The sequence below is a fragment of the Bosea sp. 29B genome, from assembly GCF_902506165.1.
In the GTDB taxonomy this organism is placed as follows: domain Bacteria; phylum Pseudomonadota; class Alphaproteobacteria; order Rhizobiales; family Beijerinckiaceae; genus Allobosea.
The window spans coordinates 1,477,461-1,498,593 of the sequence record NZ_LR733817.1 but is presented as its reverse complement, the minus strand read 5'-3'; the positions used below and the strand labels follow the sequence as shown (position 1 = coordinate 1,498,593).

Sequence of the window (21,133 nt, the reverse complement as noted above, 5' to 3'; positions counted from 1 at the left end):
CGCCTTACCTCCGCTCCCACCGCGCGCCAGCGGCTGCGGTCGATGAGCTGTCCCGCCGCGCTCGCGGCCGCGCTCTCACTATTGAACCTTGCCGGCTGCACCGAGCCGGTCCGGACCCAGCCCGCCTTCTATCGCGATCTGGGCTCGCCCTCGGCCAGGGTCGATGCCGAGGCGGCACGCGCGACCATCTCGGCCTATCGGCTCAATGCCGGCCTCGGAACGCTGAAGCTCGATCCGGAGCTGATGCGGGCAGCCGAGCAGGAGGCGGCCGCCATGGCCGCCGCCGACAAGCCGGCCCAGGCCGAGGCGGTGAAGGCCCGGCTGGCGCGGACCGGGCAGCCGGGCGCCGAGGCCAATCTCTCGGCCGGCTATCGTCGCCTGGCCGAGGCCTTCTCCGGCTGGCGCGACTCGCCGCAGCACGACCGGGTGATGAAGGCGCCGAACGCGACGCGCATGGGCATCGCCTCGGCCTATGCGCCGGGCTCGAAATACCAGGTCTACTGGGCGCTGGTGGTCGCGCCCTGAGCAGGCGCGGCTGGCGTCGTCATTCGATTGCGAAATCGAAGGGTGTCTTCGGAAAAGGCTCCTTTGCCAGCGTGAAGTGCCACCATTCCTTGCTGTAGCCGCGAAAGCCCTCGGCGCTCATCGCTGTGGCGAGGATTTCGCGATTGCGGCGGGCCTCAGCTGTGACGCCGGGATGGCGGAGCGCGCTTTTTTCCGAGAAGCAGTCGAAGCTCGTGCCGAGATCGAGGCTGGTCTCGTGCGGGCGACTGGCCTGGGCGCCGTCGCAGGGGCCGGCATTCTCGGGGGTCGGCAAGGGCGCTTCGCCGGCGCGGATGAGGCCGACATCGACGGTGGAGCCGCGCGAATGGCTGGAATTTCCGGCGATGTAGCCCTTGGCGACGAGATCGCTCCTGGCGATGCCGGGGTGGAAGATGCGGCCGAGATCGGTGGCGCCCGGCCGCTTCACCCAGTTATTGAAGGCGGAGACGGCTCGGGCGGGCCGGTAGCAGTCGAACAGCTTCAAGCCATAGCCCTGCTGAGCGAGCCGCTGCTCGACGCGGATCAGCGCGTTCGCCGCCTCGCGCGTCAGCACGCATTCGCCCCGGCCATAGCCGGGCACGACCGCGCCGGTGAAATTGAACGGCGTCGCATAGCGGACGTCCTGCGCGATCGTCGGCGCGAGGTCGCGCAGCCGCACGAAGCCTGCAGGCAGCGGCTGGGCATTGACGGGCCGCGAGGCGAGCACGAGCAGGGCGGCGATCAGCGCCCGCCTGACGATCGCTGGGCGCGGCATGCCGCGGCTCAGGGTTTGGCGCCGACCGGCAGCGGCGGCGCATCGGCCTTCAGCACGATGCCGACGCGGCGGTTGAAGGCGAGATAGGGGTTGTCCTTGACCAGCGGCTCGGTGTCGGCCTTGCCGGTGACCGAGCTGAAGCGCTCGTCGGGCACGCCGGCATTGCCGAGGATCTCGCGCACCGCTGAGGCGCGGCCGACCGAGAGCGCCCAGGGACTGCCGGGCGCCGTAGCGCCCGGGCGCTGCGCAGCGGTGTGGCCGGTGATGGCGATCTTGTTGGGCATGCGCCGCAGCGTCGGCGCGATCGCGGCGAGAAGCTTGCGCATGCGCTCGTTCGGCTGGACCGAGCCTTCGTCGAACATGGCGCGGCCATCCTGGTCGACAAGCTGGATGTCGATGCCCTGCTCAGAGACCTCGATGAGGATGCTGCGCGAGAGTTCGCCGATCTCCGGCATCTCGCGCAGCGCCTGGCGCAGCGAGGCGGCGGCGAGCGCAAAGCCGCGGTCATGGGTGGCCGAGACCAGCCCATCTTCTTTCTGCTGGTTGTGATTCGGCGCGGTGTTGTCGGAGGCTTCCTCGAGCGGGCGGACATAGGCGTTCTTGATGTGCGTCCTGGTCGGGATGCCGTCGACCTCGACGATGCCGGCGAGCTTGAAGTCGCGCTGGGTGCCGAAGGCCTCGCGCATCGAACCGGCGACGATCTGGAGCTTCTGCTTGTCCTGGCTCGAATAGGCGGCGACCATCACGAAGAAGGCCATGAGCAGGGCCATGAGGTCGGCGAAGGTCACGAACCAGCCGTGACCGCCATGCCCGCCTCGCTTCTTCTTGGCCATGGCGGGCTCCGCTCAGGTCGCTTCGGTCATCTCGGCGCGATGGTGGTCCGGCAGGTAGGCAAGGAGCATTTCGCGCACCAAGGTCGGGCTCTTGGCGTCGCGCATCTGCAGGATGCCGTCGATGATCAGCGTGCGCGAGATCTCTTCTTCCTCGAGCTTGATGTGCAGCTTGTCGGCAATCGGCAGGGTGAACATGTTGGCGACCATGGCGCCGTAGAGCGTCGCCAGCAGCGCCGTCGCCATGGCCGGGCCGAGCTTGGACGGATCCGACATGTTGGCGAACATAGTGACCATGCCGAGAATCGTGCCGATCATGCCCCAGGCAGGGGCGCAGTCGCCGATCGCGCGGTAGACCTTCGAGCCTTCGTCGAGCCGCTGCAGGAAGTTGTCGCGGTCGCGCTCCATCGTGTCGCGGATGAAGTCCTTGTCGTAGCCGTCGGCGATGTAGCGCAGGCCCTGGGCCAGGAACGGATCGGAGACTTCGACATTTTCGAGCGCGACCGGGCCGCTCTTGCGGTTGATCTCGGCGACGCGCGTGATCTCGTCGATCAGCTCACGAGGGTGGATCGAGCGCATTGTGAAGGCGAAGCGGATGCCCATAGGCAGGCCGTGCGCGATCACCGAGAAGGGAAAGCGCAGCATGGTTGCGGCCGAGGCGCCGCCGAAGATGATGATGGCGGCGTGCTTGTCCCAATAGGCGGCGAAGTTGCCGCCATCGATCATGATCAGCGCGACAATCGTAGCGATGCCACCGATGATGCCTGCGCCGGTCGCGATATCCATGAAAGCACCTTGGTGCGCTGCCGTCGGCCCTGCGCGCCACGCCTCTCGCACGCCGGAAACGATAGGCGGCGCGAGTTGAAGGAAGCGTTAAGGGTGAGGACTTGCTCACGCCGCTCCGTGAGCTAAAGCTCTTGGCCATGTCTCTGCTTGCAATCTACGCCCGCGTCCTCGGCGAGCTCGGTCCGGAACGGCGCCTGGGGCTCCTGCTCGCTGTCGCCAATATCGCGCTGGCGGGCGCGGCCTTTGCCGAGCCGATGCTTTTCGGCGCGCTGATCGACAAATTGACCAGCTTGCAGACGGCGGGCACGCGACCCGGCTGGGGCGACATCAACGTATTGCTGGCCGCCTGGGTCGGCTTCGGCCTGTTCAATATCGCTGCAGGCGTCTTCGTCGCGCTGTTCGCCGACCGGCTGGCGCATCGCCGCCGCCTCGCTGTGATGGCGAATTATTTCGAGCATGCGCTGACCTTGCCGCTCGCCTATCACACGCAGACCCATTCCGGCCGCGTGCTCAAGGTGATGCTCGAAGGCACCAGCGGCATGTGGGCGCTCTGGCTCTCCTTCTTCCGCGAGCATTGCGCCAGCTTCGTCGCGCTCTTCATCCTGCTGCCGTTCACGCTCTGGAAGAACTGGCAGCTCGGCCTGGTGCTGATCTTCCTCGTCGTGCTGTTCGGCACACTCACCGCCTTCGTGCTGCGCAAGACCGACAAGCTGCAGAGCAATGTCGAGGCCTATCATTCAAGCTTGGCGGAGCGGGCTTCGGACGCGCTCGGCAACGTGCCGGTGATCCAGAGCTTCACCAGGATCGAGGCCGAGGTGCGCGGGCTGCGCAACACCATCACCAGCCTGCTCGAAGCGCAGATCCCGGTGCTGACCTGGTGGGCTGTCGCTACCGTCGCGACCCGTGCCTCGGCGACGCTGACCGTGCTCTCGATCTTCGTCGTCGGCACCTGGCTGCTGATGCAGGGGCTGACCACGGTCGGCGAGATCGTCACCTTCATGGGCTTCGCCACCATGCTGGTCGGCAGACTCGAGCAGATCGTCTCCTTCGTGAACTTCATCTTCATGCAGGCGCCGAAGATGCGCGAGTTCTTCGAGGTGCTCGACACGCTGCCGGCGGTGCGCGATCAGCCCGGTTCTCCCGATGCCGGTCGGCTCGAGGGCCGGATCACCTTCGACGACGTTTCCTTCTCCTATGATGGCAAGCGCGCCGCCGTCGCTGACGTCTCCTTCGAGGTCAGGCCCGGCGAGACCATCGCGATCGTCGGCTCGACCGGCTCGGGCAAGTCGACCACGCTCGGCCTGCTGCACCGCGCCTTCGATCCGCAATCGGGCCGCATCCTCGCCGATGGGCGCGACATCCGCGAGATCTCGCTGCTTTCGCTCCGGCGCAATATCGGCGTCGTCTTCCAGGAGCCGATGCTGTTCGCGCGCTCGATCCGCGAGAACCTGACGGTCGGCAAGCCGGACGCGACCGATGCCGAGATGATGGAAGCGCTCGACCGCGCGCAGGCGACCGAAGTGATGGCGCGCCAGAGCGACGGGCTCGACACCATCGTCGGCGAGCGTGGCCGCACTCTCTCGGGCGGTGAGCGCCAGCGCCTGTCGATCGCGCGCGCCTTGCTCAAGAACCCGCCGATCCTGATCCTGGACGAGGCGACCTCGGCGCTCGATGCGGCGACCGAAGTGAAGCTGCAGAAGGCGCTCGACGAGGTGATGAAGGGCCGCACCACCTTCGTCATCGCGCACCGTCTCGCCACCATCCGCAATGCCGACCGCATCCTGGTGTTCGAGCAGGGCCAGGTGATCGAGATGGGCTCCTTCGAGGAGCTCGTCGCCAAGGGCGGGCGCTTCGCAGCCTTGGCGCGGGCGCAGTATCTCGTTACCGACAAGCCTGCATCGACGCTGTCGGAGGCCGAGGCCAGCCCATTGGCACAAAAGCTGCCAGGCGCGTGATGGTTCAGGCCGCTATGCTCGCTCCGACCTCGCCTCTTCGGGAGCAAGCCTAGCTGCCCAGCCAACACGGAGACCCGTCCATGCGCCGCCTCGTGCCGATCATCGCGCTCGCCTTGAGCCTGTCGCCTGCCGCTTTTGCCCAGACGGTCTGGGAAATGCCGACCGAGTATCCTGCCAGCGCCATTCCGGGCGAGGGCGTCGCGACCTTTGCAAAGCTGGTGAACGAGCGTTCGGGCGGGCGTCTGACGATTATCCCGAGCTTCGACGCCGCGAAGGGGATCAAGTCGGCCGGCATGGTCGCAGCCGTGCAGGAAGGGAAGGTCGCGGTCGGCGATGCCTTCGCCGGGGCGCTGGGCTCGGTGCATCCGCTCTTCGGCCTGTCGTCACTGCCGTTCCTGGCAACCTCGATCGAGGATGCCAGGCGCCTGACCGACCTTGCCCGGCCGGCCTATGCCGAGGTCTTCGCCGGCTACGGCCAGCGCATGCTCTACACCACGCCCTGGCCGGCCTCCGGCATCTGGTCGAAGGAGCCGGTGGCCTCGGCCAGGGATCTCGCCGGCTTGTCGATCCGCACCTATGACGCGACCTCGACCACAGTGATGGGCAATGCCGGCGCCAAGGCAGTGAACCTGTCCTTCGCCGACGCCATGCCGAAGGTGAAGGACGGTTCGGTCACGGCGGTGCTGTCGTCGGGGGATGGCGGGGCCGGGCGCAATCTCTGGCAGTTCCTGCCGCATTTCAGCGAGGTGAACTATGCACTGCCGATCTCGCTGGCGACGGTGAATCTCGCCGCCTACGAGGCCCTGCCGGCCGATCTCAGGCAGGTCGTCGACGAAGCCGCAGCCGAGACCGAGCGGCGGCAATGGAGCGCGATCAGGACGCGGCTCGACGAGAACTATACCCGCATGCGCGCAAACGGCGTCACCATCCACGCGAAGCTGCCGGCCGATCTGACCCAACGGCTCGAGGCTGCGGGCAAGGCCGCGGTCGAGGATTGGCGCGGCAAGGCCGGAGCGGAAGGCGCCGCGATCCTCGACGCCTTCGCCAAGCGCTGAGGCACTCGCGCTGCTGCGTCGCTGCTTTGCCGAGGCGGCGCGGTTTCGATTACCCGAGGCGTAATCGACCCGCCGCGCTGCGGCGGGCATGGTCCCTCGCGACACCGGCCGCACCGGCCGTTTTCGATCGAGGAGCGCACCATGACCGCCTATGCCATCGCCCATCTGCGCGACGTCGACGTCAACGTCGAGATCGTCGACTACATCAAGCGCATCGACGAGACCCTCGTGCCGTTCGGCGGCCGCTTCCTGATCCATGGCGTGACGCCGGAGGTCATGGAAGGTCCCTGGGAGGGCGACCTCGTCGTCATCGCTTTTCCGGACCGCGACGCTGCCCATGGCTGGTACGCCTCGCCGGCCTATCAGGCGATCCTGCCGCTCAGGACGCGCAACTCGCGTAGTGCCGCGATCATCGTCGCCGGTGTATCGGACGACTATCGGGCGACCGATTTCCTGGCGAAGCTGGGCTGACCCTCAGGGCGCCGGCTCGCCCGGCAGGAAATGCAGGCAGGGGTCGAGCTTGACGTGATCGGGGCCGACCTGCTCCCAGCTGCCGCTGACGACGATGCGCTCGCCGGTATTTCGACCATTGCTGTCATAGGTGACGCAGAGCACCCGCGGGTCGGGTGCCTGGCACAAGCCGAGATAGGTCACGCCGGCGCCCGTCTTGACCATAGTCAGAGGACCCTCGACCTCGATCGTGATGAGTTCGCCTTCCTTGCCGGCTAGTGACTTCAATGCGGTGCGCAATTCGCTGCAACTCGTACGGAAGGTCGGCTCCGGCTGGGCGCGCGTCTCCAGCGTGCCGGCGAGCAATGCAGCCCCAGTGAAGAGGACGAGATGGGCAAGGCGAAGATCGAGGGCGCTCATTGCGCTGGTCTCGACCTCCTTTGTGGCGCCTTTGCGCATGGGAGACGCGTGCGAGGCAACAATCGCGTGTCACGGGCGTGCCGTTGTGAGATCATTTTCGGCACGTACTCGCCTGTCTCCTTTTCCCAACGACGGACCCATTGCCTGACATGATGATCGCCCGCCTCGCCTGCGCCTGGGCCTCGGTTGCAGCCTTCCAGATCTTTGGCGGCACGCTGCTCGCACAGCTTGGAGCGCCCTTGCCGTCATTGTTGATCTTTGCCTGGCTGCTCGGTGTCATCGTCTGGTCGGCGTTCGGCGTGGTGCATGAGGCCGAGGAGATCGCGCATCGGCTCGGCGAGCCCTATGGCACGCTGATCCTGACGCTCTCGATCGTCATCATCGAGGTGGCGCTGATCTCGGCAGTGATGCTGGGCGCCAAGGGCGCGCCGACGCTCGGGCGCGACACCATGTTCGCAGTGCTGATGATCGTGCTCAACGGTGTCGTCGGCATCGGCCTCTTCATCGGCGGCCTCCGGCACTTCTCGCAGGGCTACAACCTCAAGGGCGCCTCGGCCTATCTCGCGGTGATCATTCCGCTGACGCTGATCCCGCTTGTCCTTCCGAACTTCACCACCTCGACCTCGGACGGCACGCTAACCACCTTCCAGTCGATCGCGTTCTCGCTCTTCACCCTGCTGCTCTACGGCGCCTTCCTGATCCTGCAGACCGGCCGGCACAGCGTCTTCTTCAAGGAGCCCGCCGGCGAATCGAACATGCCCTATGGCGCGGCCTATGCCCGGGCCCGGGTGCAGCCCGGTTCCGAACCGGCGCCAGCGCCAGCGCCGGAGCCTGATGCCGAGCCGTCCGAGGAGCCGCCGCATCCGCCCTCGGAAGGTTCGACGCGGTCGCATGTCATCCTGCTGCTCGCCAACATCCTGCCGATCGTGATCCTGGCGAAAAGCCTCGCCGTCGTGCTCGACTTCGGCATCGCGCGCCTTGGCGCGCCGGTGGCGCTCGGCGGTATCCTGATCGCCATGGTGGTGTTCACGCCCGAATGCATCGCGGCGCTGCGCGCGATCACCACCAACCAGCTGCAGCGTGCGATCAATCTCTGTCTTGGCGCTGCCGCCTCGACGCTCGGGCTGACGGTCCCGGCCGTATTGGTCATCGGGCTCATCACCGGACAGGAGGTCGTGCTCGGCCTCTCCGGCACCAACATGGTCATCCTGTCGATGACGCTGCTGCTCTCGACGCTGACCTTCACCGGCACGCGCACCACCATGCTGGAAGGGGCGGTGCATCTCTCGGTGTTCTTCGTCTTCCTGGTGCTGGTGTTCAGCCCCTGACCAGGAGGCTCGGCAGAGGGCGTTGACGAGGCAGGATCTATTCTGTACCAATCGGTCAAGTATTTACCGATTGGTACAGGAGATTTGCCGTGAGCGAAGCAAGGCCGCCCTTTCCACCGTTCAGCGAGGATACCGCGATCCTCAAAGTCAGAGCCGCCGAGGACGGCTGGAACGGGCGCAATCCGGCGCGGGTCGCGCTGGCCTATACCGAGGATTCGCATTGGCGGAACCGGGCCGAGATCTTCCAGGGCCGGGCTACGATTGAAGCCTTCCTCACCCGCAAATGGCAGCGCGAGCTCGATTATCGGCTGATCAAGGAACTCTGGGCCTTCACCGGCAACCGCATCGCCGTGCGCTTCGCCTATGAATGGCGCGACGATTCCGGGCAGTGGTACCGTTCCTACGGCAACGAGAACTGGGAGTTCGCCGAAAACGGCCTGATGGCCCGTCGCCATGCCAGCATCAACGACCTGCCGATCGCGGAAGCGGCGCGGAAGTTCCATTGGGACGCCTCCGGGCCGCGTCCAGCCGATCATCCCGGCCTGAGCGATCTCGGCTTATAAGAGCTGATGGCAAGACGAATCAGCGAGCGGGCCGACCTGCTGCCGGTGCTCGGCGAGATCTTTCGCGACCACGGTTTCGAGGCGGCGAGCCTGTCGGTGATCGGCGAGCGCACGGGGCTCGGCAAGGGCAGCCTCTATCACTTCTTCCCCGGCGGGAAGGAGGAGATGGCCAAGGCCGTGCTCGACGAGATCGATAGCTGGTTCGAGAACGAGGTATTCCAGCCTCTTCGAGAGGACGGCGACGCCGCGGCCGCGATCGAGGCGATGCTCGTCGCGGTCGATGGCTATTTCCGTTCGGGCCGGCGCATTTGCCTGGTCGGAGCGCTGGCCCTGGCCGATGCGCGCGAGCGCTTCGCGGCGCAGATCGCCGGCTATTTCACGGCTTGGCAGGATGCGCTCGCCGGGGCGCTCGCCCGTGGCGGCCAGGCCGATCCGGACGGGCTGGCGGAAGAAATCCTGGCCCTGATTCAGGGAGGGCTCGTCCTGGCGCGGGCTCGCGTCGAGGCCGCAATCTTTACAAGGTTGCTCGCAAGGCTGCGCCTCAAGCTGCAGCCTGCCGGTTGAGCGATCTGGCTACCATCACGCGGCGCTCGCGGGCTCCTGTTCATGCGTGCCGTTGCCGGCGGGGGCTACCCTGAGCGCTGTCAGCCGGTTGCGGCTCTTGCGCATCACCTCGAAGCGGAAGCCGTGGAAGGTGAACGCCTGGCCGGCATCGGGGATGGCACGAGCCTCGTGGATGACGAGGCCCGCGATGGTCGTCGCCTCGTCGTCGGGCAACTGCCAGTCCATCGCTCGGTTGAGGTCGCGGATCGGCACGCCGCCATCGACGATGACGCCCCCATCCGGCTGCTGGCGCAGGCCGGGAACGGCGACGTCGTGCTCATCGCGGATGTCGCCGACGATCTCCTCGAGGATGTCCTCGAGCGTCACCAGCCCCATCACCTCGCCATATTCGTCGACCGCGAGGGCAAAATGCGTCTTGCGGGCGAGGAAGGCCTTGAGCTGCTCGGGCAGCGGCGTGTTCACCGGCACGAACCAGGACTCGAGCGCGATGGTCGCGACATCAAGCTTGCAGGCGTCGCCGCCAGCGGCATCGAGCGCGCGCAGCAGGTCCTTGGCGTGCAGGACACCGACGATGTTCTCCGGCTTGTCGCGCCAGAGCGGCATGCGGGTATAGGGCGAGGCCAGCACCTCGCGCACGATCGCCTCAGGCCCGAGATCGAGATTGATCGTGCGCATCTTGGTGCGGTGGATCATCACATCGGCGACTTCGAGCTGCTTCAGGTCGAGCAGGCCGCTGACCATGTCGCCATCGGCCTTCGCGACCGTGCCCTCCTGGCGCATCAGTTCGACCTGGTCGCGCAGGATCTCGTCGATCGCCAGCACCGGGCGTTGCGAATCGATCCGCAGGCCGAACAGCCCGAGTGAGCGGCGCGCGAACCATTGCATGAGCCGGACCGGCGGGCCGAGTACGGCAAGCAGGCGCGCCACCGGCCGCACCAGCTTGAGCGCCATCCGCTCGGGGTCGGCAACGGCTGCCATGCGTGGCGCGAGTTCGCCGACGACGACAACGATGAGCGCGACCGCAATCGCGAGGCAGGCCGCGCCGCTGACACCGAAGGAGGCGAGCGCCGCATAGGCGGCAAAACTCGCCGTCGCGGTCTTCACCAGCGTGCGCGCCAGCAGGAAGACGCCGCTCAGGCGTTCGCGGTCACCGAGCACGCGCAGGACGATCGCGGCGCGGCGGCTGCCGGCCTTTTCCTGCGCGACGAGCCTGGCGCGCGAAATCGCATGAAGCGCCGCATCGGCGGCCGCCAGGAAACCGGTCAGCAGCACGCCGAGCGCGACGATGGCGATGGCGAGCCAGGGATCGAGATGCGGGATGGCGACCATGGAGGAAGCGCTCAGGTTCCCGCGAGTTCGCTCTCGATGAAGTCGTGCGCCGTCTCGGTGGCGACGCCGGGCGCGATGAAGCTCTTGCCGATGCCATGCGTCAGGATGAAGGTCAGCGCGCCGCGCTTGACCTTCTTGTCCTGGGTCATCGCCTCAACGATCTCAGACGCCGTGCCGGCGCCGCCGGGCACGTCCTGCAGCCTGGTCGGCAGGCCGACGGCGGCGAGATGGGCGGCGACGCGGCCGGCATCCTGGCCGGAGCAGAGACCGAGCCGCTGCGAGAAGCGGAAAGCAAGGCAAAGCCCGATCGCGACGGCTTCGCCATGGACGAGGCGGGTGGAGTCGTATCGCGTCAGCCGCTCCAGCGCATGGGCGAAGGTGTGGCCGAGATTGAGAAGGGCACGGTCGCCATCCTCGCGCTCGTCGCGGGCGACGACAGCGGCCTTGGCCCGGCAGGCGGTCGCGACCGCATGGTCGCGCTCGGGTCCACCTTCCATGACGCGGCGCCAGTTGACCTCGCACCAGTCGAAGAAGGCGGCATCGTCGATCAGCCCGTACTTCACCACCTCGGCATAGCCGGCCTTGAACTCGCGCTCGCTCAGCGTATCGAGCAAGGCGGTGTCGCAGACCACCAGCGCCGGCTGGTGGAAGGCGCCGATCAGGTTCTTGCCATGGCTGGAATTGATGCCGGTCTTGCCGCCGACGGAGGAATCGACCTGGGCGAGCAGGCTGGTCGGAATCTGCACTAGGCGCACGCCGCGGCGCAGCACCGAGGCGGCGAAGCCCGAGAGGTCGCCGACGACGCCGCCGCCGAGCGCGATGACGAGGTCGTTGCGCTCGATCTTGGCGGCGAGCAGACCGTCACAGAGCTCGATGAAGCGGGCATAGGATTTGGACGCCTCGCCCGGCGGGATCGTCAGGCGCGTCGCCGTGACGCCGGCCTGCTGCAGGCAGGATTCGAGCGCGGGAGCATGCAGGGCGGCGAGGTTCTCGTCGGTGACGATGGCGGCGCGAGCGCCGGGAAAGCGCCGGGCGATCACCTGCGCAGCCTCGCAGAGCTGATGGCGGCCGATCAGGATGTCATAGGAGCGCTCGGCCAGCGCGACCGGCACGACGATCCGTTCCGCTGCAGGGGCAGCCGAGGCCATAGCGTTCATTCCTTGCCTTCCTGGCGCAGCCGCCGGTCGAGCGCCGCCACGGCGTCCTCGATGACGACCTCATGGGGATCGTCGCGCGAGATCAGCGTGATGTCGGCGAGCGCATAGATCGGCTCGCGCTCGGCCAGCAAGCGCCGTACGGTCGCCTCGGGGTCGGCCGTCTGGAGCAGCGGGCGATTGCTGCGTTTGCGGACGCGGCGCATCAGCACGTCGAACTCGGCCTTCAGCCAGATCGAGATGCCGAGCTCGGCGATGCGGGCGCGGGTGTCGGCGTTCATGAAGGCGCCGCCGCCGGTCGCCAGTACGAGCGGTGCGCGCGTCGTCAGGATGCGGGAGATGACGCGGCGCTCGCCATCGCGGAACTCGCTTTCGCCACGCTGGGCGAAAATCTCGGGGATCGCCATGCCGGCGGCGGTCTCGATCTCGGTGTCGGCGTCGACGAAGGGGAGGCCGAGCCGGGCGCCAAGGCGTTTGCCGACCGAGCTTTTGCCCGAGCCCATCATGCCCACCAGTACCACGGCCCGCGCACCGAGCGCGGCGCGCAGCGCGATGCGGTCCACTTGTTCGATCGTTTCCGCCATCGTCATCAACTGAATTCCTTGTGCCCGCTCTAGCATGAGGATCGTGGCACCGCCATGTGCGATGCAGGGCGGCTTGACCGTGGCCGCCTAGTCGGGCTCGTAGCGCCGCGACGGGGTGTGAGCGCGTGATGCCGGTGGCTGGAGCAAATTGCGGAATCGCCGGATTGCGGGCGCCCTTCGTGCTGCTGGAAGACCGCAGCGGGGCAGGGCAGGCACTGCTCTTCGCTGATCCCGCCGAGATCGTAGAGGCATCGGAACCGGCCGAGATCGCCGAAGCATTCGCCCGCATCAAGGCCGGTCTGGCACGCGGCCTGCACGCGGCCGGCTTCCTCTCCTATGAGCTGGGCTATGCCTTCGAGCCGCGGTTGGCAGGGCTGTTGCCGAGCGAGCCTCGGCTGCCGCTGCTCTGGTTCGGCCTGTTCGAAGCGCCGCGCAGCATCGTTCCGGCTGAGCTCGACCAGGAGTTCGCAGCACGGTGCCCAGCGCCGCTGGGGGATCTGGCGTTCGGGCTGGACGAAGCGGCGCATGCGGCGGCGGTGCAGCGCGTGCTCGACTATCTCCATGCCGGCGATGCCTATCAGGTCAATCTGACCTTCCCGATCCGCTTCCGCTATCCCGGCGACCCGCTTGCGCTTTACGGCGCGCTCAGGGCGAGCCAGCCGGTCGCTCATGGCGGCATGGTCGCGACGGGCGAGGCGAGCATCCTGTCGGTCTCGCCGGAGCTGTTCATCGAGACCGCCGGCCGGCGCGCCGTCACACGGCCGATGAAAGGAACAGCGGCGCGCGGCTTCGATGCGCCGGCCGACGAGGTGGCGAAGGCATCGCTCCGGGCCGACCCGAAGCAGCAGGCCGAGAACCTGATGATCGTCGACCTCCTGCGCAATGATCTCAGCCGGATCAGCGAGCAGGACTCGGTCAAGGTTCCCGCCCTCTTCAGCGTCGAGACCTATCCGGGCTTCCATACACTGACCTCGACGGTGACCAGCCAATTGCGGCCGGGCTTGTCGCTTCTGGAGCAGATGCAGGCGCTATTCCCCTGCGGTTCGGTCACCGGCGCGCCGAAGCTGCGGGCGATGGAGATCATCCGCGAGCTCGAAGCCGCGCCGCGCGGGATCTATACGGGATCGCTCGGCATGATCGCGCCAAATGGCGATCTCAGCTTCAACGTCGCGATCCGGACCGCGACGCTGTTGCCGGGAGGCGAGGGGGTTTACGGCGTCGGCGGCGGTATCGTCGTCGATTCCAGGCCGGCAGAGGAATATGCCGAGTGCCGGCTGAAGGCGCGGGTGCTGACCGATCTAGCCGAGGAATACGGGCTGATCGAGACGCTGCGCTGGTCAGGTGGCTATGTCCGGCTGGCGTTGCATCTCGAGCGCCTTGCCGCGTCGTCGTCGGTGCTCGGCTTCCGGCTCGATCGGGAACAGGTGCTCGGGCAGCTCGCGGCGGCTGAGGCGGCGCTTCCTGCCGGGGAGGAACGCCGCGTGCGTTGCGAGCTGCGCTGCGACGGCATGCTTCAAATCACGACTGCGCCGATGCCGGTCGCGGCAGGCGGCGCGGTCCGGATCGCCATCGCGAGGCAGCGGGTCGATGCCGGCGATCCGTTCCTGCGTCACAAGACGACGCGTCGGGCGGTCTATGAGCGAGCCTTCGCGGAGGCGGCGTTGCAAGGCTGCGACGATGCCCTGCTGTTGAACCGGCAGGGCTTCATCACCGAGACCAGCCGCAGCAATGTCTTTGTCGAGCACGACGGCGTGTTGCTGACGCCGCCGCTGGTGCATGGCCTGCTACCGGGCGTGTTGCGCCGGGAACTTATCGAAACCGGGGTTGCCCGTGAGGCGCCGCTGCGGCTCGACGACCTCAGGCAGGCCGGGCGCTGGTTCGTCGGCAACAGCCTGCGCGGGCTGCAGCTTGCAGAGATCGCAGGTTCCGCCCTTGCGTCCGATACCCCCAATCAGAAATAACGGGTTGGGGTGCATGGGGAATCGCCGGCCGTGCCGACGCTGTTCAAGTTCCTGACGTTCCTGGCTGTCATCGCCGGGCTGGTCTATGGCGGCATGCTCGCGCTGGTCACCTTCGTGAAGCCGGAGCCGCGCGAGATGGTCGAGATCGTGCCCCCCTCGAAGCTGCAGCAGAAATGAGCAAGCAGGCGCGCTCCTGGCTGAACGGTTTCCTCGACATGCTGGCGGCCGAGCGCGGCGCCGCCAAGAACACGCTCGAGGCCTATGAGCGCGATCTCGATGATTATCTCGGCTTCGCCGCGAGCCAGGGCGGGCCGGCCGCGGCCACGGCGGACGATGTCCGGGCCTATCTCATCGAATTGTCGGAGCGCGGGCTGAAAGCTTCCTCGGCGGCGCGGCGGCTTTCGGCAGTCAGGCAGTTCCACCGCTTCCTCTACACGGAAGGCCTCGCAGGCACCGATCCGACCGCCGCGATCGAGGGGCCGCGGCTTGGCAGGCCATTGCCAAAGGTGCTCAGCGTCGCCGAGGTCGACCGGCTGATCGGTACGGCGCAGCAGATGGCGGAGCAGGAAGGGCTCTCACCCGCCGCACGGGCGCGCGGCGTCAGGATGCGCTGCCTGATCGAGATGCTCTACGCCACCGGCCTGCGCGTTTCCGAACTGATCGCGCTGCCGCTCTCTGCCGCGACGACGCGCGAGCGCTTCCTGGTCGTGCGCGGCAAGGGCGACAAAGACCGGCTGGTGCCGCTGAACGAGGCGGCGCGTGTGGCTGCTGCAGCGCATCTTGCCGTGCTGCGTGAGCAGGGCGCGCCGGACGGGCGCTGGCTCTTCCCCTCCGATGGCGAGAGTGGGCACTTGACCCGCCAGGCTTTCGGGCGCGATCTCAAATCGCTGGCCGCCGCCGCCGGCCTGTCACCGGCGAAGGTCTCGCCGCATGTGCTGCGCCACGCCTTCGCCAGCCATCTCCTGCAGAACGGCGCAGACTTACGCGTCGTGCAGGAACTTCTGGGGCATGCCGACATCGCGACGACGCAGATCTACACCCATATCCTCGACGAGCGGCTGAAGAGCATGGTCCGCGATCTCCACCCGCTGATGGACGGAGACAGCTAGATCAGGCTGTGTTCGGCGTGCTTGGAGCCGGTTCCTCGCCCTTCCTGCCGCAGAGCGCCAGCATGGCGCGGGCGATCTCGGCCTCGCCCATGATGGTGCGGCTGGCGCCGCACTCTCTGAGATGCTCGACCTCGGCGAGGGAATGGGCGCGGGCGATGATCGGCAGGTTCGGGTTCTGCTTGCGCGCTTGCTCGCAGACCTGGCCGGCCTCGAAGCTGCCGGGGATGGCGACGAAGAGGCGTTTTGCCCGCGCCAGCCCGGCGGCGTCGAGCACCTCCGGGTCGGCGGCATTGCCGACCAGCACCTCGGCACCATCGCGACGGGCGGCGGCGACGCCGTCATCCTGGTCCTCGATCACCAGGAGTTTCTCGCCCATGGCCGCAAGGCCGGCGCCGAGCAGCGAGCCAACGCGGCCATAGCCGACGACGACGATGTGATCGGAGAGTTCGGTCGGGATGATGTCGCGCTCAAGCGTCGGTGCGGGTTCGGGTTCCGGCGTGGTGGCTGGTGCTTCCGGCTGAGGGACGGGCACGGCCTCGGTCGGCTTCGGTTCTGCCGGCCTGGGCTTGGCCGGTGCCGGGTCGGGCGGGGCGAAGCGGTCGACCAGCTTGAACATCAGCGGGTTGAGCACGATCGAGAAGATCGCGCCGGCGAGGATCAGGTCGCGACCCTGCTCCGGCAGCAGCTTCAGGGAGACGCCGAGCCCGGCCAGGATGAAGGAGAACTCGCCGATCTGGGCCAGGCTCGCCGAGATCGTCAGCGCGACCTGATCGGGCTTGCCGAAGGCGCGCACGATCAGCCAGGCCGCCAGGGTCTTGCCGAACAGGATGATGGCGATGGTCGCGATCAGCGGCAGTGGCGCGCGCAGCAGGATGCCGGGGTCGAACAGCATGCCGACCGAGACGAAGAACAGCACGGCGAAGGCGTCGCGCAGCGGCAGCGATTCCTCGGCAGCGCGATGGCTGAGCGGCGATTCGCTGAGGATCATGCCGGCGAAGAAGGCGCCGAGCGCGAAGGAGACGCCGAACAGGCTGGCGGCGAGATAGGCGACGCCGAGCGCGATCGCGAGTACGGCGAGGCGGAAGAGCTCGCGCGAGCCGGTATGGGCGACCCAGTGCAGGATCCACGGAATCAGCCGGCGCCCGACGATCAGCATGAAGGCGACGAAGGCGGCGACCTTGGCGAGCGTCAGACCGAGCACGCCCCAGAGCCCGAGATCGAAGCGCGTCGCCAGCGGCCCACTGCCCGCGGCCGTACCGGAGCCGCCGTTCAGCACATCGGCGACCGCCGGGATCATCACCAGCGCCAGGACCATGGCGAGGTCCTCGACGATCAGCCAGCCGACGGCGATCTTGCCCTTCTCGGTCTGGACGATGCGACGCTCCTGCAAGGCGCGCAGCAGCACGACGGTACTGGCGACCGAGAGCGCCAAGCCGAAGACGAGGCCGGCTGGTACGCTCCAGCCAAGCAGCAGGGCGAGCCCCAGGCCGAGCAGGGTCGCAGTGCCGATCTGCACCAGCGCGCCCGGTACCGCGATGGCTTTGACCGAGAGCAGGTCCTTCAGCGAGAAATGCAGGCCGACGCCGAACATCAGCAGGATGACGCCGATTTCGGCGAGGTCGTTGGCGAGGTTCTGGTCGGCGACGAAGCCCGGGGTGAACGGGCCGACCGCGACGCCGGCGAGGAGATAGCCGACGAGCGGGGAAACCCTCAACTTCTGTGCCAGCGCCCCGAACACGAAGGCGAGGCCGAGGCCCATGACGATGATGGCGATCAATGGGCCGTGATGCATGGGTCTCCGGTGGGCAGGCGAGAAAGGGGGCGCCGGCGACTTTGCGGATCGCGGCGAGGGAATTCAACCTTCGATGGTGAACAAAAGTCGCAAGCGGCCTGCGACACGGTGCGCGGAGTTGGCGTCAGGCCTTGGCCGGCTTGTGTTCCAGCAGGATCTGGGCCTGCTTCTCGACGCTGAGTTTCAGCTTCTCGGCGAAGATGGCGAGCATCAAAGGCAGCATCACCTCGACGCGCACCAGGGCATCCTCGATCTCGATCTTGCCGCTGACGGTGTGGCCGAGGGCGGCGACGCCGAATTGCAGCGTGTCGCCCTGCCAGTTCTCCTCGACGAGCTGCATGCCGAAGCCGCCGAGCCTGTCCCGGACCTTGCCGACGCCGCCCTGCAGCCGCTGGCGGGCCGCCTCGCGGCCGAGCGAATGCGAGATCGTGATGGTGACGGGGCGTTTCATGCGTCAGGTCCCGGAAGCGTGAGCGAGCTGGCGTAGCGCTGAGATGGGCTGCGCAGCCGGCACTTGCAACCGTTTACGGACACGACCTCTAACGAGATCGTCCCGAGCGACCGCTGAGGGTACCCGGGACGAGATGTTCAAGGTGAAACCGGATGTGAAGGTCAGTGGCTGCGGGCTTCGAGCGCCTGCTGGCCTTCCGGTGTGACTTTCCAGAGCTCGTTGCCGGGCTCGGCCAGGCCGCGACCCTGAAGCAGCCGCAGCATCGCCTCGCCGAAGATGAAGCGGCGTGTCTCTTCGCTGATGCTCTCCAGAGCGATCCACTCCGGGTCGGTCATCACGATGGTCTGCGGGTTCGTCGCGGTCTCGGCCATATCGTCCTCCTCCGTGGCGGTTGCTGCGGTTAGAGGGAAAATCGCGAGCAATTTTGGAGAGTGTATGGCCGTGTTCGGGTGGCGTTGCGGCAATTGCGCGGGTTTTCCGGGTTAGCCGGCTGGTTTTCCGGCTGAGCGCTAGCCATAGGGCAGGCGTAGGCCCGCCTCGGCGGCGCAGGCCTTGAGCGCGAGCAGGATGGCGGCCTCGTCGGTCTCGACGCCGTGGCGCTGCAGGCAGGGCACCAGGATCGCCGCCTCGGCATGGCCGGCCGGGCCGATCACCGGGCAGGCGATGTCGGTGACGGCGAGGATGTCGCGGCTCGCTGCGATGCGGTGGCCGAGTGCGCGGACCTCGGCGAGTGCGGCCTGGGTCTCAGGATCGTCGAGCCGCTGCCTAGTCTCGGGCGGCGCTTCGCGCATCAGCCCGCGCCGGCGCGCTTCCGACTGGAAGGCGAGGATCAGCAAACCGGAATTGGCGTCGAGCGCCGGGCGGCCATAGCCGGGGCGGACGATGACGCTGGCGTCGAGATGGCCGGCGGTGGTGGCGAGCACCACCGTCTGTGCCCGGCTCAGCACGACGAGATGAGCGGCTTGGCCGCTCTCCTCGCTGAAGCGCTCCATCAGTGGCAGTACCACCGAGGTCAGCTGCTTGCCGCCCGGCGTCCTGATCCCGAGGTCGAACAGGCGGCGCGACAGGCCGAGCCGGTCTGTGCCCGGCTCCCGTTCGAGATAGCCGCGTTGCTGCAGCACGAAGACCATGCGGAAGATCTCGCTCTTCGAGCGCTGCAACCGCTCGGCGATCACGCGGGTCGAGAGCGGCTCGCCGGTCTCCGCCAGGAGTTCGAGGATATCGAGACCCTTCTCCAGGGCAGGGGCGGCATAGGCCGCCTTCTCGTCAGGGTCGGCTTCGGGAAGAACGCTCATGCTGCGCCTGTTTCATATATGAAGCTTGACATCAAATAAGAAGCCAAACTAGCCTTCGGGTAAAGAGGGAGAAACATGAGCGCATCGCCGCGACATCCGTCCAGCGCATCCGGACGGCGGGCCCATGGCCCGCAGGCCCAGGGCTGACGGCGATGAAGTACGGGCTGCAGTTTCGCGATGTCTTTGCGGCCTGGCAGTCCATTCTCGACGGCGTCTGGATCACGCTGCTGCTCTCCGCGGTGGCGATGGTTGGCGGCCTCGCCATCGGTATCCTCTGCGCCGCGGCGCGCACCTACGGCCCGGCCTGGCTGCGCCGCATCGTCGGCGCCTATGTCGAGATCATTCGCAACACGCCGCTCCTGGTGCAGCTCTTCCTGATCTTCTTCGGGCTGCCGAGCTTCGGCGTCAGGCTCGATGGGTTGACCGCTGCGATGATCGCGCTGGTGATCAATCTCGGCGCCTACACCACCGAGATCGTCCGTGCGGGCTTGGAGGCCGTGCCGAAGGCGCAGATCGAGGCCGGCCACTCGCTCGGTCTCTCCGGCCTGCAGGTCTTCCGCTACATCGTCGTCTTCCCGGCGCTGAAGGCGATGTTCCCGGCGCTCGCCAGCCAGTTCGTGCTGCTGATGCTGGCGACCAGCGTCGCTTCGCAGATCTCGGTGCAGGACCTCTTCCACGCCGCCTCGATCGTGCAGTCGCGCACCTTCAGGGATTTCGAGGTCTATACGGTGATCGGCGTGCTCTATCTCGCGCTCGCCATCGGCTTCCGCGGCCTGTTCGCCCTGATCTACCGTGTGGTGTTCGTGCGATGATCCGGGAATTCGGCCTCATCGACGTGATGTATCTGATCGCGGCGGCGCGCTGGACGATCGCGCTGACCGTGGTCGCCTTCGCCGGCTCGGCTGTACTCGGGCTTGCGCTCGCGATCCTGCGCATCCTGCCGGTCGCGCCGCTGCGCTGGTTCTCGGCGACCTATATCCAGCTGGTGCAGGGCACGCCGCTGCTGGTCTGGCTGTTCCTGATCTTCTTCGGCCTGCCGCTCGCCGGCATCTCGGTCAATCCCTGGATCGCGGCGGCCGTCGCCTTCTCGGTCTACGGCTCGGCCTTCCTCGGCGAAATCTGGCGCGGCGCGCTGGTCTCGATCGCAAAAACGCAATGGGAGGCGGGCGCCTCGCTCGGGCTCTCGCTCGCCGAGCAGCTCCGCTACGTGATCATCCCGCAATCGATCCGGATCGCGATCCCGCCGACGGTCGGCTTCCTCGTGCAGCTGATCAAGAATACCTCGCTCGCGGCAGTGATCGGCTTCGTCGAGCTCACCCGCGAGGGCCAGCTCACCGCGGCCGGCACCTACAAGCCCTTCGCCGTCTACATCACCGTCGCCTGCATCTATTTCGCGATGTGCTTCCCTCTCACGCAATGGAGCCGCTCGCTCGAGCGGAAGCTCGATGTCGCTCGTTGAAATCCATGACGTCAGCAAGAGCTATGGCGCCAACCAGGTGCTGAAGGGCGTCTCGCTCGACATCGAGAAGGGCGAGGTCGTCGCCGTGATCGGCCGCTCGGGCTCAGGGAAAAGCACGCTCTTGCGCTGCGTCAACGGGCTGGAGCCGGTCCAGGCGGGCACGATCCGCATCGACGGCGTCAAGGTCAACGATCCCGCGACCGATCTGCGCAAGCTCAGGCAGGAAGTCGGCATCGTCTTCCAGCAGTTCAACCTGTTCCCGCATCTTTCGGTCAGCGACAACATCACGCTCGCCCCGCGCGTCGTGAAGAAGCAGAAGCCGGAGGAGGCGCGCGAGGTCGCCCGCGAGGTGCTCGCCCGCGTCGGGCTGGAGGACAAGCTCGACGCCTATCCTGCGCAGCTCTCGGGCGGCCAGCAGCAGCGCGTCGCGATCGCGCGCTCGCTCGCGATGCGGCCGAAGCTGATGCTGTTCGACGAGGTCACCTCGGCGCTCGACCCGGAGCTCACCGGCGAGGTGCTGAAGGTCCTCGAATCCGTGGCGCAGGAGGGCATGACCATGATGCTCGTCACCCATGAGATGGGCTTTGCCCGCAGGTTCGGCTCGCGCGTCGTCTTCATGCACGAGGGCCGCATCCACGAAGAAGGCCAGGCCGCGGCGGTGCTCGCCCAGCCCAAGACGCCCGAACTCACCACCTTCCTCAGCGCAGTCCTGCACTGAGGAGACAAGCCGGTTCCAGTTCAGTCACGAGGG

24 protein-coding genes are annotated in these 21,133 nt (G+C 67.3%); 13 read left to right on the top strand and 11 right to left on the bottom strand.

Going from position 1 to position 21,133, the window contains the following annotated elements:
• Nucleotides 1-42 precede the first annotated feature (42 nt).
• Complete coding sequence (locus GV161_RS07330) at nucleotides 43-525, top strand: CAP domain-containing protein (protein WP_152015329.1); 483 nt, start codon at nucleotides 43-45, stop codon at nucleotides 523-525.
• A gap of 19 nt (nucleotides 526-544) precedes the next feature.
• Here GV161_RS07330 and GV161_RS07325 read toward each other — a convergent pair whose 3' ends face one another.
• From GV161_RS07325 to GV161_RS07315, 3 genes are read right to left on the bottom strand one after another with little or no spacing between them, the layout of a single operon-like run.
• Nucleotides 545-1,297: a M15 family metallopeptidase gene (locus GV161_RS07325; RefSeq protein WP_152015330.1), complete on the bottom strand. Its 753-nt coding sequence runs from the start codon at nucleotides 1,295-1,297 to the stop codon at nucleotides 545-547.
• A gap of 8 nt (nucleotides 1,298-1,305) precedes the next feature.
• Entirely contained in the window at nucleotides 1,306-2,130 is an 825-nt protein-coding gene (locus GV161_RS07320; protein ID WP_152015331.1) for a flagellar motor protein MotB, read from the bottom strand.
• A 12-nt stretch (nucleotides 2,131-2,142) separates the two neighbouring features.
• Nucleotides 2,143-2,913, bottom strand: a complete 771-nt coding sequence (locus GV161_RS07315; protein WP_152015332.1) for a MotA/TolQ/ExbB proton channel family protein — start codon at nucleotides 2,911-2,913, stop codon at nucleotides 2,143-2,145.
• A gap of 137 nt (nucleotides 2,914-3,050) precedes the next feature.
• On the opposite strand from GV161_RS07315, the gene GV161_RS07310 reads away from it, so the two are divergent.
• The 3 genes from GV161_RS07310 (at nucleotide 3,051) to GV161_RS07300 (ending at nucleotide 6,394) form a co-directional block, all read left to right on the top strand.
• Entirely contained in the window at nucleotides 3,051-4,868 is a 1,818-nt protein-coding gene (locus GV161_RS07310) for a glucan ABC transporter ATP-binding protein/ permease (protein WP_152015333.1), read from the top strand.
• An 80-nt stretch (nucleotides 4,869-4,948) separates the two neighbouring features.
• Nucleotides 4,949-5,923, top strand: coding sequence for a TRAP transporter substrate-binding protein (locus GV161_RS07305; RefSeq protein ID WP_152015334.1), 975 nt, complete (start codon nucleotides 4,949-4,951; stop codon nucleotides 5,921-5,923).
• 141 nt (nucleotides 5,924-6,064) lie between these two features.
• Complete coding sequence (locus GV161_RS07300; RefSeq protein ID WP_152015335.1) at nucleotides 6,065-6,394, top strand: DUF1330 domain-containing protein; 330 nt, start codon at nucleotides 6,065-6,067, stop codon at nucleotides 6,392-6,394.
• A 3-nt stretch (nucleotides 6,395-6,397) separates the two neighbouring features.
• Here GV161_RS07300 and GV161_RS07295 read toward each other — a convergent pair whose 3' ends face one another.
• Nucleotides 6,398-6,793 carry a hypothetical protein gene (locus GV161_RS07295; protein WP_152015336.1) on the bottom strand — a complete coding sequence of 132 codons (396 nt, stop codon included), beginning with the start codon at nucleotides 6,791-6,793 and terminating at the stop codon, nucleotides 6,398-6,400.
• Between the two features lie 149 nt (nucleotides 6,794-6,942).
• Here GV161_RS07295 and GV161_RS07290 point away from each other — a divergent pair, with 149 nt between their 5' ends.
• The 3 genes from GV161_RS07290 to GV161_RS07280 all read left to right on the top strand — a co-directional run bounded on the left by GV161_RS07290 (nucleotide 6,943) and on the right by GV161_RS07280 (nucleotide 9,248).
• Nucleotides 6,943-8,121 carry a calcium:proton antiporter gene (locus tag GV161_RS07290; protein ID WP_152015337.1) on the top strand — a complete coding sequence of 393 codons (1,179 nt, stop codon included), beginning with the start codon at nucleotides 6,943-6,945 and terminating at the stop codon, nucleotides 8,119-8,121.
• 89 nt (nucleotides 8,122-8,210) lie between these two features.
• Complete coding sequence (locus GV161_RS07285; protein WP_152015338.1) at nucleotides 8,211-8,684, top strand: nuclear transport factor 2 family protein; 474 nt, start codon at nucleotides 8,211-8,213, stop codon at nucleotides 8,682-8,684.
• Nucleotides 8,685-8,690: 6 nt separating this feature from the next.
• On the top strand, nucleotides 8,691-9,248 hold the full coding sequence (locus tag GV161_RS07280) for a TetR/AcrR family transcriptional regulator (RefSeq protein ID WP_152015339.1): 558 nt from the start codon (nucleotides 8,691-8,693) through the stop codon (nucleotides 9,246-9,248).
• A gap of 15 nt (nucleotides 9,249-9,263) precedes the next feature.
• On the opposite strand, the gene GV161_RS07275 is transcribed toward GV161_RS07280, so the two are convergent.
• Genes GV161_RS07275 through GV161_RS07265 form a run of 3 tightly spaced genes read right to left on the bottom strand, consistent with a single transcriptional unit; the run spans nucleotide 9,264 to nucleotide 12,321 of the window.
• Complete coding sequence (locus tag GV161_RS07275) at nucleotides 9,264-10,577, bottom strand: CNNM domain-containing protein (protein ID WP_152015340.1); 1,314 nt, start codon at nucleotides 10,575-10,577, stop codon at nucleotides 9,264-9,266.
• A gap of 11 nt (nucleotides 10,578-10,588) precedes the next feature.
• Nucleotides 10,589-11,734 (bottom strand): 3-dehydroquinate synthase, encoded by a 1,146-nt coding sequence (gene aroB, locus GV161_RS07270; protein ID WP_244624143.1) that lies wholly within the window; start codon nucleotides 11,732-11,734, stop codon nucleotides 10,589-10,591.
• Entirely contained in the window at nucleotides 11,731-12,321 is a 591-nt protein-coding gene (locus GV161_RS07265) for a shikimate kinase (protein WP_152015341.1), read from the bottom strand. Before GV161_RS07265 ends, aroB begins: the two co-directional genes overlap by 4 nt.
• A gap of 122 nt (nucleotides 12,322-12,443) precedes the next feature.
• Here GV161_RS07265 and GV161_RS07260 point away from each other — a divergent pair, with 122 nt between their 5' ends.
• From GV161_RS07260 to GV161_RS07250, 3 genes are read left to right on the top strand one after another with little or no spacing between them, the layout of a single operon-like run.
• Nucleotides 12,444-14,276, top strand: coding sequence for an aminodeoxychorismate synthase component I (locus GV161_RS07260; RefSeq protein ID WP_152015342.1), 1,833 nt, complete (start codon nucleotides 12,444-12,446; stop codon nucleotides 14,274-14,276).
• A gap of 30 nt (nucleotides 14,277-14,306) precedes the next feature.
• On the top strand, nucleotides 14,307-14,453 hold the full coding sequence (locus GV161_RS07255) for a histidine kinase (RefSeq protein ID WP_152015343.1): 147 nt from the start codon (nucleotides 14,307-14,309) through the stop codon (nucleotides 14,451-14,453).
• Nucleotides 14,450-15,385 carry a site-specific tyrosine recombinase XerD gene (locus GV161_RS07250; RefSeq protein WP_152015344.1) on the top strand — a complete coding sequence of 312 codons (936 nt, stop codon included), beginning with the start codon at nucleotides 14,450-14,452 and terminating at the stop codon, nucleotides 15,383-15,385. Before GV161_RS07255 ends, GV161_RS07250 begins: the two co-directional genes overlap by 4 nt.
• Nucleotide 15,386: 1 nt before the next feature.
• On the opposite strand, the gene GV161_RS07245 is transcribed toward GV161_RS07250, so the two are convergent.
• From GV161_RS07245 to GV161_RS07230, 4 genes are all read right to left on the bottom strand, one after another.
• Nucleotides 15,387-17,177, bottom strand: coding sequence for a cation:proton antiporter (locus tag GV161_RS07245; protein ID WP_152015345.1), 1,791 nt, complete (start codon nucleotides 17,175-17,177; stop codon nucleotides 15,387-15,389).
• 124 nt (nucleotides 17,178-17,301) lie between these two features.
• Nucleotides 17,302-17,628, bottom strand: a complete 327-nt coding sequence (locus GV161_RS07240) for a polyhydroxyalkanoic acid system family protein (protein ID WP_152015346.1) — start codon at nucleotides 17,626-17,628, stop codon at nucleotides 17,302-17,304.
• Between the two features lie 161 nt (nucleotides 17,629-17,789).
• Complete coding sequence (locus GV161_RS07235) at nucleotides 17,790-17,999, bottom strand: hypothetical protein (RefSeq protein ID WP_152015347.1); 210 nt, start codon at nucleotides 17,997-17,999, stop codon at nucleotides 17,790-17,792.
• A 138-nt stretch (nucleotides 18,000-18,137) separates the two neighbouring features.
• The gene (locus GV161_RS07230; protein WP_152015348.1) at nucleotides 18,138-18,923 is read right to left on the bottom strand and encodes a helix-turn-helix domain-containing protein; all 786 of its coding nucleotides are present in this window, start codon (nucleotides 18,921-18,923) and stop codon (nucleotides 18,138-18,140) included.
• 152 nt (nucleotides 18,924-19,075) lie between these two features.
• Here GV161_RS07230 and GV161_RS07225 point away from each other — a divergent pair, with 152 nt between their 5' ends.
• From GV161_RS07225 to GV161_RS07215, 3 genes are read left to right on the top strand one after another with little or no spacing between them, the layout of a single operon-like run.
• Entirely contained in the window at nucleotides 19,076-19,735 is a 660-nt protein-coding gene (locus GV161_RS07225; protein ID WP_152015349.1) for an amino acid ABC transporter permease, read from the top strand.
• A complete protein-coding gene (locus tag GV161_RS07220; RefSeq protein ID WP_201302996.1) occupies nucleotides 19,732-20,382 on the top strand; it encodes an amino acid ABC transporter permease in 651 nt (216 codons plus the stop codon). The genes GV161_RS07225 and GV161_RS07220 overlap by 4 nt, the downstream gene beginning before the upstream one ends.
• Nucleotides 20,369-21,100: an amino acid ABC transporter ATP-binding protein gene (locus tag GV161_RS07215; protein ID WP_152015350.1), complete on the top strand. Its 732-nt coding sequence runs from the start codon at nucleotides 20,369-20,371 to the stop codon at nucleotides 21,098-21,100. Before GV161_RS07220 ends, GV161_RS07215 begins: the two co-directional genes overlap by 14 nt.
• The last annotated feature ends 33 nt before the right edge of the window (nucleotides 21,101-21,133 follow it).

What these genes read in the sequence shown, in the direction of transcription:
- GV161_RS07215 (WP_152015350.1), top strand. Translation starts at nt 20,369, where the DNA reads ATGTCGCTCGTTGAAATCCATGACGTCAGCAAGAGCTATGGCGCCAAC.
- GV161_RS07290 (WP_152015337.1), top strand. Translation starts at nt 6,943, where the DNA reads ATGATGATCGCCCGCCTCGCCTGCGCCTGGGCCTCGGTTGCAGCCTTC.
- GV161_RS07235 (WP_152015347.1), bottom strand. Translation starts at nt 17,999, where the DNA reads ATGGCCGAGACCGCGACGAACCCGCAGACCATCGTGATGACCGACCCG.
- GV161_RS07220 (WP_201302996.1), top strand. Translation starts at nt 19,732, where the DNA reads ATGATCCGGGAATTCGGCCTCATCGACGTGATGTATCTGATCGCGGCG.
- GV161_RS07240 (WP_152015346.1), bottom strand. Translation starts at nt 17,628, where the DNA reads ATGAAACGCCCCGTCACCATCACGATCTCGCATTCGCTCGGCCGCGAG.
- GV161_RS07275 (WP_152015340.1), bottom strand. Translation starts at nt 10,577, where the DNA reads ATGGTCGCCATCCCGCATCTCGATCCCTGGCTCGCCATCGCCATCGTC.
- GV161_RS07305 (WP_152015334.1), top strand. Translation starts at nt 4,949, where the DNA reads ATGCGCCGCCTCGTGCCGATCATCGCGCTCGCCTTGAGCCTGTCGCCT.
- GV161_RS07265 (WP_152015341.1), bottom strand. Translation starts at nt 12,321, where the DNA reads ATGACGATGGCGGAAACGATCGAACAAGTGGACCGCATCGCGCTGCGC.
- GV161_RS07300 (WP_152015335.1), top strand. Translation starts at nt 6,065, where the DNA reads ATGACCGCCTATGCCATCGCCCATCTGCGCGACGTCGACGTCAACGTC.
- GV161_RS07310 (WP_152015333.1), top strand. Translation starts at nt 3,051, where the DNA reads ATGTCTCTGCTTGCAATCTACGCCCGCGTCCTCGGCGAGCTCGGTCCG.
- GV161_RS07280 (WP_152015339.1), top strand. Translation starts at nt 8,691, where the DNA reads ATGGCAAGACGAATCAGCGAGCGGGCCGACCTGCTGCCGGTGCTCGGC.
- GV161_RS07295 (WP_152015336.1), bottom strand. Translation starts at nt 6,793, where the DNA reads ATGAGCGCCCTCGATCTTCGCCTTGCCCATCTCGTCCTCTTCACTGGG.
- GV161_RS07260 (WP_152015342.1), top strand. Translation starts at nt 12,444, where the DNA reads ATGCCGGTGGCTGGAGCAAATTGCGGAATCGCCGGATTGCGGGCGCCC.
- GV161_RS07250 (WP_152015344.1), top strand. Translation starts at nt 14,450, where the DNA reads ATGAGCAAGCAGGCGCGCTCCTGGCTGAACGGTTTCCTCGACATGCTG.
- GV161_RS07245 (WP_152015345.1), bottom strand. Translation starts at nt 17,177, where the DNA reads ATGCATCACGGCCCATTGATCGCCATCATCGTCATGGGCCTCGGCCTC.
- GV161_RS07325 (WP_152015330.1), bottom strand. Translation starts at nt 1,297, where the DNA reads ATGCCGCGCCCAGCGATCGTCAGGCGGGCGCTGATCGCCGCCCTGCTC.
- GV161_RS07330 (WP_152015329.1), top strand. Translation starts at nt 43, where the DNA reads ATGAGCTGTCCCGCCGCGCTCGCGGCCGCGCTCTCACTATTGAACCTT.
- aroB (WP_244624143.1), bottom strand. Translation starts at nt 11,734, where the DNA reads ATGAACGCTATGGCCTCGGCTGCCCCTGCAGCGGAACGGATCGTCGTG.
- GV161_RS07230 (WP_152015348.1), bottom strand. Translation starts at nt 18,923, where the DNA reads ATGAGCGTTCTTCCCGAAGCCGACCCTGACGAGAAGGCGGCCTATGCC.
- GV161_RS07315 (WP_152015332.1), bottom strand. Translation starts at nt 2,913, where the DNA reads ATGGATATCGCGACCGGCGCAGGCATCATCGGTGGCATCGCTACGATT.
- GV161_RS07320 (WP_152015331.1), bottom strand. Translation starts at nt 2,130, where the DNA reads ATGGCCAAGAAGAAGCGAGGCGGGCATGGCGGTCACGGCTGGTTCGTG.
- GV161_RS07225 (WP_152015349.1), top strand. Translation starts at nt 19,076, where the DNA reads ATGAAGTACGGGCTGCAGTTTCGCGATGTCTTTGCGGCCTGGCAGTCC.